The sequence below is a fragment of the Microcoleus sp. EPA2 genome (genome assembly GCA_020882975.1).
Lineage (GTDB): Bacteria > Cyanobacteriota > Cyanobacteriia > Cyanobacteriales > Microcoleaceae > Microcoleus.
Window position 1 is genome coordinate 1 of the sequence record JAHRFD010000028.1, and the last position, 17,350, is coordinate 17,350.

16 protein-coding genes are annotated in these 17,350 nt (G+C 44.3%); 7 read left to right on the top strand and 9 right to left on the bottom strand.

Going from position 1 to position 17,350, the window contains the following annotated elements; translation table 11 throughout:
• Positions 1-2,079, top strand: a 2,079-nt coding sequence (locus AAFP14_RS21070; protein WP_341734165.1) for an AAA family ATPase, incomplete at its 5' end; no start/stop codon positions are given.
• 201 nt (positions 2,080-2,280) lie between these two features.
• A complete protein-coding gene (locus tag AAFP14_RS21075) occupies positions 2,281-3,219 on the top strand; it encodes a UDP-glucuronic acid decarboxylase family protein (RefSeq protein WP_341734166.1) in 939 nt (312 codons plus the stop codon).
• Positions 3,220-3,454: 235 nt separating this feature from the next.
• Here the strand turns inward: AAFP14_RS21075 and AAFP14_RS21080 are convergent, their stop codons facing one another.
• On the bottom strand, positions 3,455-3,607 hold the full coding sequence (locus AAFP14_RS21080) for a hypothetical protein (protein WP_341734167.1): 153 nt from the start codon (positions 3,605-3,607) through the stop codon (positions 3,455-3,457).
• A gap of 19 nt (positions 3,608-3,626) precedes the next feature.
• On the opposite strand from AAFP14_RS21080, the gene AAFP14_RS21085 reads away from it, so the two are divergent.
• A complete protein-coding gene (locus AAFP14_RS21085) occupies positions 3,627-5,015 on the top strand; it encodes a UDP-glucose dehydrogenase family protein (RefSeq protein WP_341734168.1) in 1,389 nt (462 codons plus the stop codon).
• Between the two features lie 81 nt (positions 5,016-5,096).
• Here AAFP14_RS21085 and AAFP14_RS21090 read toward each other — a convergent pair whose 3' ends face one another.
• The 3 genes from AAFP14_RS21090 to AAFP14_RS21100 all read right to left on the bottom strand — a co-directional run bounded on the left by AAFP14_RS21090 (position 5,097) and on the right by AAFP14_RS21100 (position 7,172).
• Positions 5,097-5,504, bottom strand: coding sequence for an ExbD/TolR family protein (locus AAFP14_RS21090; protein WP_341734169.1), 408 nt, complete (start codon positions 5,502-5,504; stop codon positions 5,097-5,099).
• A gap of 454 nt (positions 5,505-5,958) precedes the next feature.
• Positions 5,959-6,597 (bottom strand): MotA/TolQ/ExbB proton channel family protein, encoded by a 639-nt coding sequence (locus tag AAFP14_RS21095; protein WP_341734170.1) that lies wholly within the window; start codon positions 6,595-6,597, stop codon positions 5,959-5,961.
• A gap of 104 nt (positions 6,598-6,701) precedes the next feature.
• On the bottom strand, positions 6,702-7,172 hold the full coding sequence (locus AAFP14_RS21100) for a hypothetical protein (protein WP_341734171.1): 471 nt from the start codon (positions 7,170-7,172) through the stop codon (positions 6,702-6,704).
• Positions 7,173-7,798: 626 nt separating this feature from the next.
• Between AAFP14_RS21100 and ppk1 the strand changes: the two genes are divergently transcribed.
• The gene (gene ppk1 / locus AAFP14_RS21105) at positions 7,799-9,979 is read left to right on the top strand and encodes a polyphosphate kinase 1 (protein ID WP_341734172.1); all 2,181 of its coding nucleotides are present in this window, start codon (positions 7,799-7,801) and stop codon (positions 9,977-9,979) included.
• A gap of 160 nt (positions 9,980-10,139) precedes the next feature.
• Here the strand turns inward: ppk1 and AAFP14_RS21110 are convergent, their stop codons facing one another.
• Both AAFP14_RS21110 and AAFP14_RS21115 read right to left on the bottom strand, forming a co-directional pair.
• A complete protein-coding gene (locus tag AAFP14_RS21110) occupies positions 10,140-10,307 on the bottom strand; it encodes a hypothetical protein (RefSeq protein WP_340519014.1) in 168 nt (55 codons plus the stop codon).
• A gap of 296 nt (positions 10,308-10,603) precedes the next feature.
• The gene (locus tag AAFP14_RS21115) at positions 10,604-10,864 is read right to left on the bottom strand and encodes a hypothetical protein (RefSeq protein WP_341734173.1); all 261 of its coding nucleotides are present in this window, start codon (positions 10,862-10,864) and stop codon (positions 10,604-10,606) included.
• A 315-nt stretch (positions 10,865-11,179) separates the two neighbouring features.
• On the opposite strand from AAFP14_RS21115, the gene AAFP14_RS21120 reads away from it, so the two are divergent.
• The 3 genes from AAFP14_RS21120 (at position 11,180) to AAFP14_RS21130 (ending at position 13,566) form a co-directional block, all read left to right on the top strand.
• Positions 11,180-11,740 (top strand): DUF2854 domain-containing protein, encoded by a 561-nt coding sequence (locus AAFP14_RS21120; RefSeq protein WP_341734213.1) that lies wholly within the window; start codon positions 11,180-11,182, stop codon positions 11,738-11,740.
• A 148-nt stretch (positions 11,741-11,888) separates the two neighbouring features.
• Complete coding sequence (locus AAFP14_RS21125) at positions 11,889-12,959, top strand: FAD-dependent monooxygenase (protein ID WP_341734174.1); 1,071 nt, start codon at positions 11,889-11,891, stop codon at positions 12,957-12,959.
• Positions 12,960-13,071: 112 nt separating this feature from the next.
• Positions 13,072-13,566, top strand: a complete 495-nt coding sequence (locus AAFP14_RS21130) for a DUF3598 family protein (protein WP_341734175.1) — start codon at positions 13,072-13,074, stop codon at positions 13,564-13,566.
• 140 nt (positions 13,567-13,706) lie between these two features.
• Here AAFP14_RS21130 and AAFP14_RS21135 read toward each other — a convergent pair whose 3' ends face one another.
• The 3 genes from AAFP14_RS21135 to AAFP14_RS21145 form a co-directional block, all read right to left on the bottom strand.
• On the bottom strand, positions 13,707-14,054 hold the full coding sequence (locus tag AAFP14_RS21135) for a DUF779 domain-containing protein (protein WP_341734176.1): 348 nt from the start codon (positions 14,052-14,054) through the stop codon (positions 13,707-13,709).
• Positions 14,055-14,213: 159 nt separating this feature from the next.
• Positions 14,214-15,734: an acetaldehyde dehydrogenase ExaC gene (gene exaC, locus AAFP14_RS21140; protein WP_341734177.1), complete on the bottom strand. Its 1,521-nt coding sequence runs from the start codon at positions 15,732-15,734 to the stop codon at positions 14,214-14,216.
• A 318-nt stretch (positions 15,735-16,052) separates the two neighbouring features.
• Positions 16,053-17,294 (bottom strand): sensor histidine kinase, encoded by a 1,242-nt coding sequence (locus AAFP14_RS21145; protein ID WP_341734178.1) that lies wholly within the window; start codon positions 17,292-17,294, stop codon positions 16,053-16,055.
• Positions 17,295-17,350 lie beyond the last annotated feature (56 nt).

Genomic DNA, 17,350 nt, shown 5'->3' on the forward strand with positions numbered 1-17,350 from the left:
TCCGGCGTGGCGTGGGGCGTGGCGTGGGGCGTGGCGTGGGGCGTGGCGTCCGGCGTGGCGTGGGGCGTGGCGTGGGGCGTGGCGTTGACACGTCCTGAAAATTGGCTTTTCGCTGTACCGTTTACCCTACTCCAACGTCAACACCAAAATAAACAATTTCCTCACATTACTCCACTTCCCCTTCCCTACCTGTCTTCTCAAATAGCTAATTGGCTGAGGCGAGATTGGGAAACAGGATTGCACAACATTAACCAACTACTACGATTTACCCTTCAGTTTATCCCTGTTATTAAAGCTGTAAATCGCGTGCTAGCCGAGACACCAAAAGACCAACTGATCTATCGCGTCGCTCAACTATCAGAAGATCCTGATGATTGGGATTTGGTGCGTTTTGCCTCAGCTTCTCTCAGTGAAGTAATGAAGTCAAAAGCAGTAGCAGGTTTTTTTATCATCGCACCTTGGAAACAACAAATTCAAGCTCGTTTTAAAACAGAAATTCGTTTAGATACTCTCGCCCGTGCTTCTGCCGCTGGTTTCTGGTATCTCCACGAACAAGAACCAGACAAAGCTACAGAAGCTTTTGCTGTAGTGCGAGATTTGCTTTATGGAGAAGAGATGTTTACCTTAGCGCAAATTCTCACAGCTTTTCACCAAACAACAGAACTAGCCGAGATAGCTTCGCTAAAACTGCCACCTTCCCCAAATTCACCTCTGCTGCGCGAGAATACTTGGCAAGCTATTGCTTCTCTACGACAGGTAATTACGGAGGTACAACTCGTCCATAATGGCATATCTCGTTCAGCCCGTTCCTTTGCCCTCAACCGAGCATTAGGTCAGCTTACAACTATCCTAGAGCGACCAGACATCATACCAAAAGCTGAACGAGATTTAATTATTAAAACTGTCACAAAATGGTTAGAAATCTTACTAGGAGTGACACTAAAAATCGGAGATATTTCAATTACTCAACCTGTCAGCAATCCTTATGTAATTGGCGATCCAGTCCAAGGCAATCTGTTTGTCGGCCGCGAAGACATCATCAGAGAACTAGAGGAGTTGTGGGTAAAGGGAAATAACCTGCAATCTGTGGCTCTCTTCGGTCATCGGCGGATGGGGAAAACTTCGATTTTGTTGAATGCTAGCAACTGCCTCGGAGCCAAAGTACAAGTAGCTTATGTCAATTTGCTGCGGGTGGGAGATTGCTCTCTGGGAGTCGGCGAACTGCTAATATTCATCACCGATGCGATCGCCAAAACGGTCAATATTGCACCTCCGGGCGATAAAGATTTACTCGATTTACCCTATATCACTTTTGGACGCTACATCGAACAAGTAGTAGCAAATATCGAAGGTGGATTAATCGTTGCTTTAGACGAGTTTGAAAAAATTGAAGAATTGATAAAAGCTCGGAAAATCAATCCAGACTTTATCGGCTTTTTGCGAGGAATACTGCAAATGAGTTCTAAAGTTGCCTTTGCTTTTGCCGGATTGCACACCTTAGATGAAATGACCGAGGATTATTTCCATCCTTTTTTTGCTAGCATTATCCCCATCCGAGTCAGTTTCCTGAGTCTAGGTGCAACTCGCCAAGTTTTAGCGAATCCCGATGATGATTTTCTGCTCGATTATAAACCCGAAGCCCTCGATCGCATTTACGAACTAACTCACGGCCAACCCTACCTCACGCAACTGGTAGGATTCCTGTTAGTGCGTCTCTACAACGATCGAGTATTGGAAATGGGACGCCCCCGCGATCCAATCTTTACCATAGAAGATGTAGAAACAGTCATCAATAACCCGGAATTTTTCACCAATGCTCGTTACTATCTTACAGGAGTTTGGGGTCAAGCAGCGAAAGGTGCACCGGGACAACAGGAGATTTTAAGAACGTTAGCACCTCATTTACAAGGAATGAATTTTGAGAGGCTGAGTCAAGTAACAGGGATAGATGAAACAAGTTTAGTTGCAGCGCTAAAAACTCTGGAACGGCATGATGTGGTGCGAGAAATTGCTGGTTGCTATTGTATTGCTGTGGAATTACTTCGTCGCTGGGTTGAGTTATTTAGAGGGAATCGGTAGTCCTCAATATTACCCAAAATTAGGGACAAGACAGTCGTTTCCCTGCAACTAACTACCAAGTTAATTAAAGATTTTATTAAGATGAGGCAGAAGTGTTTACATTGTCGATCGCAATTTTGTTATTCTATTAGCAAGTTTAACTCGATCGACTGAATTTTTGTACCACAGTCCTACCCCCTAAACAGAAAGGCAGTTTCCACCATGAGAATTTTAGTCACAGGCGGTGCGGGCTTCCTCGGTTCCCACCTAATCGATCGCCTAATGGCCCAAGGACACGAAGTAGTCTGCCTGGATAACTTTTACACCGGCACAAAACGCAATATCCTCAAATGGCTAGACAACCCATACTTTGAGCTAATCCGCCATGACATCACCGAACCAATTCGGTTAGAAGTAGATCAGATTTACCACCTGGCCTGTCCCGCTTCCCCAGTACACTATCAGTACAACCCTGTCAAGACAATTAAAACAAACGTCATCGGCACGATGAATATGTTGGGATTAGCCAAACGAGTAAAAGCCAGATTTTTTCTAGCTTCCACTTCTGAAGTCTATGGAGATCCAGATGTTCATCCCCAAACAGAAGATTATCGTGGCAACGTTAATTGTATCGGAATTCGCAGTTGTTACGACGAAGGAAAGCGAGTAGCTGAAACCCTATCTTTCGACTACCATCGGCAAAATGGTGTAGACATTAGAGTCGTGCGAATCTTCAATACCTACGGCCCGCGAATGTTAGAAAATGATGGCAGAGTAGTCAGCAATTTTATTGTTCAAGCTTTACGAAATGAACCCCTGACAATATACGGGGACGGTTCCCAAACCCGGAGTTTTTGCTATGTTTCAGATTTAGTCGAAGGATTTATTCGCTTGATGAATAGCAACGAAATCGGGCCGATGAATTTAGGGAATCCCGGCGAATACACCATCTTGGAATTAGCCCAAAAAATTCAAAACATGATTAATCCCGGCGCAGAAATTATCTTTAAACCCCTGCCCCAAGACGACCCAAAACAGCGACAACCGGATATTACTCGTGCTAAAACTTGGTTGGGATGGGAGCCGACTGTGCCGCTGGATAGAGGTTTGGAGTTAACTATCAAGGATTTTCGCGATCGCATCGAGGGAAGTAAACAATAGATAAGGGGAGACGAGAAGAGTGAGAAGCGGAGAGTGAGAGGAAAAAGGGCGTTCCCCAATTCCCAATTCCCAATTCCCTGCCCAATTCCCCCCTTGGGGGGGGCCAGGGGGCAGGGCGGTTTCATTCTCACCAAAAAAAGGGTTTTGTAGGGGTAGCGCCAAGAGTGCCTACCCCTGCCACCAACGATCCAATGCGCGTTTGGGGCTGACCGGGCCGGCACTCTTGGCACGGCCCCTACAGAGAATGAAACCGCCCTGGGGCCAGGGGGGGGTTCTTTAATTCCCAATTCCCAATTCCCAATTCCCAATTCCCAATTCCCAATTCCCAATTCCCAATTCCCAATTCCCAATTCCCAATTCCCAATTCCCAATTCCCATCTGAATTCATTTACTTTGAGGATATTTCTATGCGTGTATGTGTCATTGGTACGGGATATGTTGGCTTAGTCACCGGCACTTGTTTAGCCCACATCGGACATCATGTAATTTGTGTAGACAACAACGAAGAAAAAGTCAAGTTAATGAAGTCTGGACAATCGCCAATTTTTGAACCCGGACTTTCGGATTTAATGTCATCTGCATCTGCATCTGGCAATCTAGAATTCACCTCAGATTTAGCCGCCGGAGTTGCCCACGGAGATATTTTGTTTATTGCAGTCGGCACCCCTCCTTTACCTACAGGAGAAAGCGATACTCGTTACGTGGAGGCAGTTGCACGCGGCATTGGTGCGCACCTAGACGGTGAATACAAAGTATTAGTAAACAAATCAACAGTCCCCATCGGTTCCGGGGATTGGGTACGAAGAATTGTATTAGATGGTTTGGCAGAACGTCAAAAACCTCAAAGTAGCGAAGGGGCTACGGGGGAGGAAGTAGCAGCAAAAACAGGTGTTCAATTTGATGTAGTCAGTAACCCAGAGTTTTTGCGAGAAGGTTGTGCAGTTCATGATACCTTCAATCCCGATCGCATAGTTCTCGGCAGCAATTCTCAGCGGGCGTTAGATATGATGGTAGAGCTATACAACCCGATTGTCGATCGCAAATTTGCTGACAATAGCTCATTACCACCAGTGCCCGTAGTCCAGACTGATATCAGTTCAGCCGAGATGATTAAGTACGCAGCCAATGCTTTTTTAGCAACAAAAATCAGCTTTATTAATGAAGTCGCTAATATTTGCGATCGCGTCGGTGCAGATGTTACCCAAGTCGCCAAAGGAATCGGACTAGATTCACGAATTGGTGGGAAATTTCTGCAAGCAGGGATTGGTTGGGGCGGCTCTTGTTTCCCCAAAGATGTTTCAGCCTTAGTTCACACTGCTAACGATTACGGCTACGAAGCACATTTGCTAAAAGCAGCAGTAGAAGTTAACGAACGTCAACGATTAATTGCTATTGAAAAATTGCAGCAAGTCTTGAAGATTCTCAAAGGAAAAACAGTAGGACTTTTAGGTTTAACCTTCAAGCCAGATACGGATGATTTACGCGATGCTCCTTCCCTGAATTTAATCGAGAATTTGAACCGATTAGGAGCGAAAGTTAAAGCTTACGATCCGATAGTTTCACAAACTGGAATGCGTCACGGTTTGTCAGGAGTATTGGTAGAAACTGACCCCGAAAGACTAGCTGATAGTTGCGATGCTTTAGTATTGGTGACTGACTGGGAACAGTTTCGGAATTTAGACTATCTAAAAATGGCGAAGTTGATGAATCATCCAGTGATGATTGACGGCCGTAATTTCTTAGACAAAAAAGTTTTAGAAGCCGCTGGTTTCCAATATGTAGGAATTGGAAGGTAAATTTTCCCATCCAAGAACAGAACTAAAAAGCTTGTGGGGTGGGCATCCTGCCTACCCAAAAACACACTGGAAACAGCTTAATTATCTGACAGTACCGATCGCAATTTTGACCCCAGACACCGATCGCAATTCATCCATTACCCCAGTTACCACCCCGTGACTAACCAACTTATCCGCATTAATCAACACTACAACCTCCCGTTGCTGCAAAGGAATCAAAGCACGAACTCTAGTCGAAACCTCATTTAACTTAACAGGTTGACGATTCAACGCCAAATTGCCATATTTATCAACAGTAACCACCATAGGAATTGACTGCTGCTGAACATTACCCATTATAGCTTTAGGTAAAATAACCGGCAACCCTTCCGAGCGACTCAAAAACAAACTAGACATGATAAAAAACGTTAAAATCGCAAAGATGACATCAATCATCGGCACGATATTGATTTGCAGAGGAACATCATCAATTTCTTCTAGTAAGCGCATAAGACATCTCCATACTTGTAGCTAAAATGAAATCAGTTAAAATCAGAAGCATTAAAATCTCTCCCCTTTCTCTGCTTCCTCTGCGTACTCTGCGGTAAAAAAAATCCGATAGTAAGCGCATAAGACATCTCCATACTTGTAGCTAAAATGAAATCAGTTAAAATCAGAATCATTAAAATCTCTCCCCTTTCTCTGCTTCCTCTGCGTACTCTGCGGTAAAAAAAATCCGATAGTAAGCGCATAAGACATCTCCATACTTGTAGCTAAAATGAAATCAGTTAAGATCAGAATCATTAAAATCTCTCCCCTCTCTCTGCTTCCTCTGCGTACTCTGCGGTAAAAAAAATCCGATAGTAAGCGCATAAGACATCTCCATACTTGTAGCTAAAATGAAATCAGTTAAAATCAGAATCATTAAAATCTCTCCCCTCTCTCTGCGTACTCTGTGGTAAAATTATTCCGATAGAAACCGCTGACGATAAAGCAATTCTAATTGACCCCCATACTCCAGAAACAAAGCTCGTTGCTGCTGATAAAAACCCCGAAACAAATTGGCAAAAAACAAAGTAAAAATAGCAACAATTAACCCCGTGGCTGTAGAAACCAAAGCTTCACTAATACCCCCAGTAACACCAGCCGTAGTACCCCCACCAATCTCTCCTATTTTGAGAGCAGCAAAAGAGTTAATTAGTCCCAGAACAGTCCCTAATAAACCCAATAAAGGTGCCAGACTAATAATTGTTTCAAAAATGGTATGGAACCGTTTTAATGAAGCTAATTCTGCATGAGCAGTAGTTTCCAAAGCCAAACGAAAATCTTCAACACTTGGCTGGTGTAATTGTAGCGCAGCTAAAAAAATGCGGGACACCGGAAGGTCGGCATTTTTCTCAAGACAAGGAATCAGCTTTTTTTTGACTACTTCCGACTTAGGAAAACGGGAATAGGAGTTAAGAAATTGCCGGATAATTGCATCTTGACGGCGGAGTATTTGCCACCAAAAGAATAGTCTTTCTAATATGAGAGTGGCTGCGAGGATAGAAAATCCTAGCAGCGGTACCATGACAATACCACCGGAAATTAATAGACGCAGCATATTGATTCTTGGTTGGATAACGCCGTTGCTATTGTCTTCCTGATGGTACGAGAGCAATTCCGTAAAGTTAAGTTATTTTTTTACTCCCTTGAGGCGATCGCACGTTAAAATTTCTCCATCAAGTATTTTTCGTCAGCATAAACATCTCGCAACTGTTGAAGCGCTGTAGCAGCAATTACAGATTTAACAGTACCCACCACCTGGCCCCACTCCCGCAAGCTGTCAACTGAAACCGCCCCTTTAAAATTGTACGTGTAAAATTTAGTCCAAAATACAGGTGCTTTCGTGCATTTCCAGCGTTTGTACCAGGCGAGATAATCGCGAGGTACGGGGGGATTTACTCCCACAATAGGGGGGAAATCGGCGTAACTGACAAAACGACTCAAGCCTTTTGCGTGAACATATACAATATTGTGACAACATTCGATGCGATAAATCTGCTCTGGTGAGATGTTGAACAATAGCGCTACAGTTTCTTCAGTCACAAATCTCGATCGCGGATTGACAACTAAAGACTTATGAATAATTTTAGATGCGGCGATCGTTGAAGATCTTGACTGATTTTCATATATCATGGTAGTTGCATATCCTGGTGGTAGGTCAATTTTTTAGATGCAGCAATAATCGAACGCAATTGCCTAATTGTCAAGTATGGGTTTAGTCAGAATCAGAGTTCGAGAAGTAGCAGCCGAAAGAGGCTCTACATTCAAATTACCTTGGGCTTACTTTTCACAGTTGCTTGGCAAGGCATTCTCAACACTCAAGTCAATGATGCAGCCAAGCATCTCTGTTTGACCGGGATCAAAAAGATATCACGAAAATAAAAAAATGTCAATCACGATTTAGAAAAATTAAATAAATAGTTTATCTCAATAATAAAATTAGGAAAAATAGGCATGAATCACCAATTTTTCTTCTCACCTTTAGTTTAATTAATTTATAATTATCAAAAGAGATTTACCCTAATGAGAGCGATACATAGCCTAGGAAAAATAGTCAGACTTTTTAATACTAAATCGGGGTTTATGATATTTTTGTTGCTCCACCTAAAACATAAACTTCTATCGCTCTTCCTCTTCAACCCGCTTTCGTCGGGTTTTGTTGATGTAGGCACAATTTCAATCGCCCGCAGCCAGTCTTTTAACCTACAATAATAATTCACAGACGCCATCACCGAGCCTCCCCAAGACCCTCCCAAACCATGTCCAAGCAAAAAAAGACTAGCCCCAAAAACTACACTGAAATCAACCTCAGTGACCCCCAATACTACTTCAACCGAGAACAAAGCTGGCTAGAATTCAACAACCGAGTCCTCCACGAAGCCCTAGACCCCCGCACACCCCTCCTAGAAAGACTCAAATTTCTCGCTATTTTCAGTTCCAACCTCGACGAATACTTCATGGTGCGAGTAGCAGCCCTCAAACAGCAAGTAGAAGCAAAAGTCAGCAAACTCACCTCCGACGGCAGCACCCCCCAACAACAACTAGATGGCATTAGCAAACGACTTTTGCCCATGGTTTCCCAGCAACACTCCTATTTTGAGCAAACTCTCCGCCCCAAATTAGCAGCCAGTGGCATCCACATTCTCGACTACATCGACCTCAATCAAGAACAACGCACATACCTACATCGCTACTTCAAAGAACAAGTATTCCCCGTACTCACACCCCTAGCAGTTGACCCCAGTCACCCATTCCCCTTTCTTTCCAATCTCAGCCTCAATTTAGCAGTAGTAGTCAGGGACCCAGACACCCAGGAAGAATTGTTTGCCCGCGTCAAAGTACCCCAAGTCTTGCCCAGGTTTTTGCCCTTGCCACAGGATTTGCAATGGCAACAAAGAGGCAAGTCTGCTGTCTGGACTGGAGTACCGCTAGAACAGGTAATTGCTCACAATTTAGATGCCCTGTTTCCGGGCATGGATATTCAGGAATATCACCCCTTCCGTATTACTCGTAATGCAGACTTGACAGTGGAGGAAGATGAGGCAGAGGATTTGCTGCTAGCCATCGAACAGGAACTCCGCAAACGCCGGTTTGGAGGTTCTGCGGTACGCCTGGAAATCCAAGCGATTATGCCACCTGCTCTGCGAGATATGCTAATGGACGAGTTGGATCTAGGAGAGCAAGATGTTTACATCGTAGAGGGGCTGCTAGGCCTCAAGGATTTGATGTCTTTTGTCGGACTGCCAGTGCCGGAACTCAAAGACCCCCCCTGGAGTCCCGTAGTCCCTGTCCGTTTGCGGAACCCGGAAGCTGGAAGAATTGACGAGTCCATCAGCCATTCTGACGAGATGGAAGATATTTTTACCGCCATCCGCCGGGGCGATATTATGTTGCACCATCCATATCATTCTTTTGCTGCTACGGTGCAGCGGTTTATTACTGAGGCGGCGCGCGATCGCTCTGTATTAGCGATTAAGATGACTTTATACCGCACTTCAGGTGATTCGCCGATCGTCAGTGCCTTAATTGAAGCAGCAGAAAATGGTAAGCAGGTAGCTGTTTTAGTAGAGCTCAAAGCTAGATTCGACGAAGAAAACAATATTAATTGGGCTCGCAAGTTAGAACAGGCCGGAGTTCATGTAGTTTACGGTTTGGTGGGACTCAAGACCCACACCAAGATTTTGATGGCGGTACGGCGGGAGGACGGGTGCATTCGGCGCTACGTCCACATCGGTACTGGGAATTATAATCCCAAAACCGCCGGACTTTATACTGATGTGGGTTTGTTGAGTTGTCGGGAGGATTTGGGTTCAGATTTAACTGATTTGTTTAATTATTTAACTGGTTATTCACGGCAGGTATCTTATCGTAATTTATTAGTAGCACCAGTCAATATGCGCGATCGATTTTTAGCCCTGATTCGTCGCGAGGCAGAATTTTGTCGCTTGCAAACTGAAAATGGTCACAGTACCTGTGGTCGCATTGTCGCTAAAATGAATGCTTTAGTGGACCCTCAAATCATTGTTGCTTTGTACGAAGCTTCTCAAGCGGGGGTGAAAATTGATTTGATTATTCGGGGGATTTGCTGTTTGCGTCCCGGCGTTGAAGGTATCAGCGAAAATATCAAAGTTATCAGTATTATCGGTCGTTTTTTAGAGCATTCTCGGATGTTTTATTTTTTCAACGGTGGGAACGAGGAAGTTTATATAGGTTCTGCTGATTGGATGCAGCGGAACCTCACCCGCCGGGTAGAGGCGATTGTTCAGGTGGAAGACCCGACAATTGCGATGGAGTTGCAAGAAATCTTGGGGGTGATGCTGGCGGACAACCGCCAAGCTTGGGATTTGCAGCCCGGAGGTCACTATTCTCAGCGGCGGCCACCTGTTAATTGCCCGGAAGTGAGTTCTCAGCAAATTTTGATGGACATGGTAATGAATTAGTTATTGGTTATTGGTTATTAGTTATTGGTTATTCGTTGATTCCCAATTACCCATTCCCAATCCTCAATCCTCAATTTTCAATTTTCTCCTCCCTTGGGGGGGTAGGGGGGGTTGCCCAACTCGCAACTCGCAACTCCCCATTCCCAATCCCCAATTCCCCTTAACTAAAAGTGCGTTTGAATTCTTCTAACAAATCATCAATTTCTTCTATCGCCTGACTCACATCTATTCTCAAGGCTCCCAAATCCGTTCTATCTAGTAGTCGCACTAGGGATTCCCGCTTGATCTCGATTTCAGCTACGCGCTCTTTGATTGTTTGTGCATCCATGGTTTTTTCCCTTATTTGCTATACATTACCAGCATTTTTCTTGTAGTTATTCTTCCCAAATCAACCTCAAATATTGCACGACATTGAATGGGTGAGAATCCTTGTATTTTACAATAAAATCTCTAACCTTGTCTAGTATATAGACATTAATGTTGGTTTTTTACTCCATCAATATAGGAATTTGCTAGCTATTTTTTCCTGAATTAGCCTTTTCTATAAATTTTAAATTCAGTAACGAGCGTGAAGTTTTAGGTCTCGCACTACTCTAGCGACGACAACACCAGAGTTGGCGAAACTCAGCGCAAAAAAGGAGGACGTTTGCTATCTGTGGTCTTGTTTTTCATCATTTCAGCTAAAAATCGCTTGAGAGCTTTTTCACGATTTTTCATAAACGCAGCCCAAAACCCTGGTTGATATTCATCCATTGTCTTGGCTAAGGCCCAGACATCTATGGCTAAGATGTTGTAAAGCCTTTCATCTTCGCGCTTGAGCGAGTTAATCTGCTCTAGAACCGACTTGTTTGCTCCAGGAGTTTGTTTGTCTTCGTCTTTTATCATGTCTAAAAAATTGGTTAAAAGGGTAAGAGGGTCGATCGCAACCCAAATCTATATAATTTAATGATACTGGTGATATCGATCGCCTTCTGGAACCAAAGACACACCATGAACACCGATATTTACAGGTGTTGGCGACAAGTCGAGGGGGAGAATTTTTTTGAACCTAGAGACCAGATGTGGGATGTATCTGAGCCCGCGCTCTTAGAGCTTAGCAGTTTTTGCAGGTATTTTGTGTAAAATTTTGAATTTATTCAAGACTTTTTGACTGATAATAATGAAAGTATCTTATTGCTTGCAGCTAACTACCTGACTGATATGTTCCGTAAAATTTCTTTAGCAAACTTAGCCTTAGTTGTGGGCTGTATTTTAGCAGCAGTCGGTTTCGGCGCCTACTTCACAGACCGACCGACTCTGAATCTGGCGGGTTTTTTTTATGGTATTCCACTGTTGCTGGGGGGTTTAGCCCTCAAAGCTGCGGAACTCGAACCTGCGGAGTTTAGCGAACCCACTACTCCTGAAGTTGTACTCCTGAGAGAACACCAGGCCACGGAGACTCAAAACCAAGTTCGCAAAGATGTGACTCGATTTCGTTACGGTCAACCGGCTCACTTGGATGACGCTCTCGAACGCTTGGGTTTGGCCCCTACCGACGAGGAAAGACCGATGCTGCGAGGGTTACGGGAAGTTTCTATAGATGGTGCGTATGGATTAATTCTAGAGTTTCATTCCCCCTTAATCCCGCTGGAACTCTGGGAGGAAAAACAGGCAAAAATAGCTACTTTTTTCGGTCCTGGTTTACACGCAAAAGTGAGTCAAACGGCTAAAGACAAAATTGAATTGGCTTTAATTACTGATGCGAAAGCTGAAGGAGAATAGCTAGGCCTAAAAGCGAATCTCCGGGATTGGGCATTGAGAATGGGCCCTTGGGTATGGCAACGAACAAATAACCAATAACTGATGACTAATAACTAATAACTAATGACTAATAACTAATGACTTCCTGATTAAATAACAAGAGGTAGAGATGGTTTCTTTAAACAGCAGGATAGGTATTATCGGCGCAGGAACATCGGGAGTTTATCTGGCGATTTTGCTGATTAAACAAGGGTTTCAAGTTACCTTATTTGAAAAAGCACCAAATCCGCGCACCGATGGATGTGGTATTCTGATCGTCCAAGCAGGTATGGAAGCACTGCATCGGGGAAACCATCAAGTAACCCAAAAAATTATCAACTCCGGCGATGCGGTCAAAGTATTCGAGTTTCGCAACCTGCGGGGCGGTGTCATCAATTCCGAAGCAGTAACCTATGAGGAAAATGAACTCCCAGGAATGCTGGTACACCGCAAAGCCATTCTAGAAGCCCTCCTCGATGAGTTACCCCCTGGCTGTATTCATTTTAATGCAGAATTAGCGTCGATCGCCCAAACCGATTGTAGCGCGATCGCCCACTTTAAAGATGGAACCCAGTGGGAAGGTGACTTGTTAATTGGCGCTGATGGAATAGTCTCCAAAGTTCGTCAATTTATCGTTCCAGGCGTAGAACTGTTCTATTTAGGCGATATCGTCTGGCGAGGAATAGTCGAAGACAATAGCTTCTGTCCAGAAGGAAACTTTTTTGTTTACGTACGCGGTAGAGGAATTTATGCCAACTTCTTTCACATTGGAGGAGGTCGTACCCATTGGGGTTTCTTTATTGAAAAAGAGCGGCAAGACTCCGAAGTAGGAAAACTCCAACCCAATGACATCACCATACCTCCTCAAGAACTGGCAAAACTGCCCGATGATGCACGAAAAGTGATTGAATCAACCCCTCTGGACAAAATTGTCTGTCGTTTTTCCTATGACATTGACCCCCTACCAAAAATTTATGATGGGCGGGTGATTCTCATCGGTGATGCAGCCCACGCAAAAAGTTCCACACGCGCCAGAGGAATGACTTCCGGCTGGGAAGACGGTCTGTATTTAGCACAACATCTCAGAGACAGCGCTAACATTCCCGAAGCCCTAGCAAATTTTCAAACCGAAAGACTACCTATTGTCCACGAATATCAACGCACTAGCCGTGAAATGAGTTTAAAAATAGGTCGTCGTTAGTAAAATTTAAATGGCGGTTTCGCCCCTAACTTTAAAACGTACAAACAGGTAAAAAAAACCGCCCACAACCGTAAAAAATCCATGTTGGTTTTTTTAAACAGGAGACTAATTAATGAGTAACGATAATGTAATTAATCAAAATATCATCAGCCCTATCAACCCTCCCGATTTAGACAAAGTTCCTGAAATTTTTACGCGCCATCTCGGTACGTGGAAAGGAGAGTATATTAAAACCGATACTCGTGGACATTTTCTGCGCAGCTTCTTCGGTAATTTTACCATCTCCATTGAGGGAAGTCACTACCGACAAGTTAATAATTATGAATACTCAGATGGTTCTCGCCTCCAGCTAAACTTTCAAGGTGAATTTGAAAATAGAATTCTGAAACTATTTTCTAGCAGTTATTCAGATTTTGCGGCGATTGCGTGGGATGCTGGCCAAGAAACAATCTGCTTTCGCGCCACAAAAACCCAAGATAACGCACTGATTACTTTTATGGAAACAATGACATTACTGGCAGAAAATCACCGAGTTCGTAGCACTCAAGCTTTTAAAGATGGCGTTTTTGATGGCATCTCATTTATTGAAGAAATGCGTCAGCCCTAAACAGATGACACTTAGCAAAAAAACGGCTAATTTGTCAAGATAAATATTATTTTTTAGTTGCCTCTTTCTCTGTGTTCTCTGCGCCCTCTGTGGTTCAATACCAATAAGATTGCTATAGTGCCAAAAGAGGCTAACCAAACTTAATCAGCATTGGCAAACAAGCGGGAACGAGTAATAAAACGCTCTCCCTCCGGCCCTTCCAGAGAAAAATCGCTGCCTCCTGGTCCCGATGCTACATCTATAATTAACTGTGTGTGCTGCCAATATTCGTATTGCTGTGCTGCTATATAAAAAGGACAACCCCCTATTTCCCCTAGCAATACATCAGCATCGCCGACTATGAATTCGCCGTCGGGAAAGCACATGGGGGAACTACCGTCGCAGCAGCCGCCGGATTGGTGAAACATCAATTCTCCGTGTTGGGTTTTGAGATAGTTGATTAATTTTAAGGCTGTTTCGGTGGCAGTGACTTTGGCGATTGTTTCCATTTTAGTCTGTTTGTGTAGCAGTTTTATTTCGTTTTTGAATTAGATTTTTTTTTATTAACCGCAGAGGGCGCAGAGGGCGCAGAGGGGAGAGAGGAAGAAGGAGTTGACTAATTTTTTAAGTTGGTCTTTTTTGCTTCTTCCTTTCTGGACTCTAAAATTTTAGAAGAAACCTAAAGCTTTGGGGCTGTAACTTACTAACAAGTTCTTGGTTTGTTGGTAGTGGTCTAACATCATTTTGTGGTTTTCGCGGCCGATTCCCGATGATTTGTAGCCGCCGAATGCTGCGTGGGCTGGATAGAGGTGGTAGCAGTTTGTCCAGACGCGACCGGCTTGAATGGCGCGGCCCATGCGATAGGCGGCGTTGATGTCGCGAGTCCAAACTCCTGCGCCTAAACCATAGAGTGTATCGTTGGCAATTTCTAAGGCTTGGGCTTCGTCTTTGAAGGTGGTGACTGCTAATACTGGTCCGAAGATTTCTTCTTGAAAAATCCGCATTTTGTTGTCACCTTTAAAGACTGTGGGCTGGAAGTAATAGCCTTCTTTTAAGTCGCCGGATAAGATGTTTCTTTCGCCGCCAATTAGGCATTCTGCGCCTTCTGCATGGCCAATTTTGACGTATTCGGCGATTTTTTCCATTTGGTTGATGGATACTTGTGCGCCTAGGGTTGTTGTGGAGTCTAAGGGGTTGTTTTGTTTGATTTGGCGGATGCGGGAGAGGGCTTTTTCGATAAATTGGTCGTAGATTGATTCGTGAATTAAGGCGCGAGAGGGACAGGTGCAAACTTCTCCTTGGTTTAAGGCGAACATTACAAATCCTTCGATGGCTTTGTCGAGGAAATCGTCGTCTTTGGCGCAGATGTCTTCACAGAAAATGTTGGGGGATTTGCCGCCTAATTCTAGGGTGACTGGGATGATGTTTTGGGAGGCGTATTGCATGATTAGTCGCCCGGTGGTGGTTTCGCCGGTGAAGGCGACTTTGGCGATGCGGCGGCTGGTGGCTAGGGTTTTGCCGATTTCGGCGCCTGGTCCGTTGATGATGTTGATTACGCCGTCTGGTACTAAGTCGGCGATGATTTCCATTAAGACTAGGATTGAGGCGGGGGTTGGACCTGCTGGTTTGAGGACGACGCAGTTTCCGGCGGCGAGGGCGGGGGCTAGTTTCCAGGCGGCCATGAGGATGGGGAAGTTCCAGGGTATGATTTGTCCGATGACGCCTAGGGGTTCGTGGAAGTGGTAGGCGACGGTGGTTTCGTCGAGTTGGCCGATGGACCCTTCTTGAGCTCGGATGCAGCTTGCGAAGTAGCGGAAGTGGTCGATCGCCAGTGGTATGTCTGCTAATGTGGTTTCACGGATTGGTTTACCATTGTCCCAGGTTTCGGCGATGGCGAGGCGATCGAGGTTTTCTTCCATGCGATCGGCTATTTTGTTTAATATTCGCGCTCTTTCTGCGGGGTTAGTCTTACCCCATTTTTCTTTGGCTGCGTGGGCGGCATCTAGGGCTAATTCTACATCTTCGGCGGTCGATCGCGGGATTTGACAAATTGGTCTTCCGGTAATTGGCGACAAATTTTCCGAGTATTTTCCTTGCGTCGGTGCTACCCATTTCCCGCCGATAAAGTTGTCGTAACGAGCTTGAAAAATCGACTGATTGCCCGATAGAACTGGTGCTGCTATTACCATTTTATTACCTAATTAAAATTTGTTTTTGCGTAGTTCTTAATATCTAGCATCTCCTATTTTTGGATTTTTTGCCCCAGGATATACAAAATTTTACATTACCTAAATATTGAGGCTCGGATTTGAAGATATAATATGAAAACATATTTGAGTGGCACTCGCACTGAATTAGCCCGGAAGCATCCCGATTTTGCATAGGCGAAGCATCACCGCTGTAAATCTCTGGTTATCACTAATAAATTGTCGGCGGTCATGCTTCACCCCTAGGAATATTTGCAAAACAAAGCCTGTTCAATAACTGGCTTTTGTGGAGATTTTTAATTAACTGTGTCGCTGGGGTAGTTCGATCCGAAATTGAGTACCTTTACCCGCTTGGGAAAAATACTTCAATTCCCCTTTGTGCTGCTCGACAATTATGTCATAACTGATAGCAAGTCCTAGGGTGCTGGCATCCATCGCAGGTTTGGTAATAAAAAATGGCTCGAAAATTTTCGTTTTTACCTCTTCGCTAATGGCGATGCCATTATCAGCAATCTCAATGGCAATGCGCTGAGCACTTACCACCTGAGTGCGAATCCAAATCACTGGTTTAAAGTTGATTGCTTCGGACTCGTTGAATTGTTGACTAGACTCTTCCAAAGCATCGATCGCATAACTCATAATATTCAGAAAAGCTTGATTTAGTTGACCGGCATAACACTCAATTTGGGGCAAATTGCCGTAGTCCTTCACCACCTTGATATCGCGCCTGCCTTCGCGAGCAGGTAAGCGGTGTTGCAATAGTAACAGAGTATTTTCTAAACCGTCGGAAACGTCGAATAATTGCCAACCGGAGCGATCGCTGCGGGAAAATTCCTGTACCGACAAGATAATTTGGCGAATGCGATCGCTCCCCGTCCGCATGGAACTGACAATTTTCAAGAAATCATCCAGCAGGAATTCCACATCCATGTCTTGTTGTTTTTGCAGAATCTCTTGGCTAGGATTAATTAACTGTTTTTGATACATTCGCAAGAGTTCAATCAAATCAGTAGCGTAAGCTTGTATGTGAGTCAGATTGCTGTAAATAAAAGTAATCGGATTGTTAATTTCGTGGGCAATTCCCGATACTAATTCCCCCAGGTTAGACATTTTTTCATTTTCTATAATCCGATGCTGGAACTGTTGCACTTCTTGTTGCGATCGCTCCAACTGTACCCTCAACTGGCGCGATCGAAAACCACCTCGTACCCGCCCCAACAATTCCTGCTTAACTATGGGTTGCAGCACAAAATCGTCCACTAGCACATCTAATTTTGTGGAGTCAAACTGGTCTGATGCAGCCAGCAAAATCACATAAATGGTACCAAATTCTGAGTTACCCGCCCGCATCCGATACAAATCTAACCACTCAATTTGAGGTGAAGTCCCATCACAAATTACCAAATCTGGGGAGGTTTGCTCAGCCAAATCTAACCCAGACTGAGCATCAGGGGCGACTATCACCTGATGTCCCTCCCCTGAGAGGAACTCTTGCAGGACTTCCAAAGTCCGAGCATCCGCGATCGCCAAAATCTTTCCCATAACACCAGCTCCACAAATTACCTTTCAGGATACAACAGCCAGAATTATCACTGTAT

What these genes read in the sequence shown, in the direction of transcription:
- AAFP14_RS21080 (WP_341734167.1), bottom strand. Translation starts at nt 3,607, where the DNA reads ATGAATTCAGATGGGAATTGGGAATTGGGAATTGGGAATTGGGAATTG.
- AAFP14_RS21120 (WP_341734213.1), top strand. Translation starts at nt 11,180, where the DNA reads ATGTTCCGTAAAATTTCTTTAGCAAACTTAGCCTTAGTTGTGGGCTGT.
- AAFP14_RS21095 (WP_341734170.1), bottom strand. Translation starts at nt 6,597, where the DNA reads ATGCTGCGTCTATTAATTTCCGGTGGTATTGTCATGGTACCGCTGCTA.
- AAFP14_RS21110 (WP_340519014.1), bottom strand. Translation starts at nt 10,307, where the DNA reads ATGGATGCACAAACAATCAAAGAGCGCGTAGCTGAAATCGAGATCAAG.
- exaC (WP_341734177.1), bottom strand. Translation starts at nt 15,734, where the DNA reads ATGGTAATAGCAGCACCAGTTCTATCGGGCAATCAGTCGATTTTTCAA.
- AAFP14_RS21115 (WP_341734173.1), bottom strand. Translation starts at nt 10,864, where the DNA reads ATGATAAAAGACGAAGACAAACAAACTCCTGGAGCAAACAAGTCGGTT.
- AAFP14_RS21090 (WP_341734169.1), bottom strand. Translation starts at nt 5,504, where the DNA reads ATGCGCTTACTAGAAGAAATTGATGATGTTCCTCTGCAAATCAATATC.
- AAFP14_RS21100 (WP_341734171.1), bottom strand. Translation starts at nt 7,172, where the DNA reads ATGATATATGAAAATCAGTCAAGATCTTCAACGATCGCCGCATCTAAA.
- AAFP14_RS21085 (WP_341734168.1), top strand. Translation starts at nt 3,627, where the DNA reads ATGCGTGTATGTGTCATTGGTACGGGATATGTTGGCTTAGTCACCGGC.
- AAFP14_RS21125 (WP_341734174.1), top strand. Translation starts at nt 11,889, where the DNA reads ATGGTTTCTTTAAACAGCAGGATAGGTATTATCGGCGCAGGAACATCG.
- ppk1 (WP_341734172.1), top strand. Translation starts at nt 7,799, where the DNA reads ATGTCCAAGCAAAAAAAGACTAGCCCCAAAAACTACACTGAAATCAAC.
- AAFP14_RS21135 (WP_341734176.1), bottom strand. Translation starts at nt 14,054, where the DNA reads ATGGAAACAATCGCCAAAGTCACTGCCACCGAAACAGCCTTAAAATTA.
- AAFP14_RS21130 (WP_341734175.1), top strand. Translation starts at nt 13,072, where the DNA reads ATGAGTAACGATAATGTAATTAATCAAAATATCATCAGCCCTATCAAC.
- AAFP14_RS21075 (WP_341734166.1), top strand. Translation starts at nt 2,281, where the DNA reads ATGAGAATTTTAGTCACAGGCGGTGCGGGCTTCCTCGGTTCCCACCTA.
- AAFP14_RS21145 (WP_341734178.1), bottom strand. Translation starts at nt 17,294, where the DNA reads ATGGGAAAGATTTTGGCGATCGCGGATGCTCGGACTTTGGAAGTCCTG.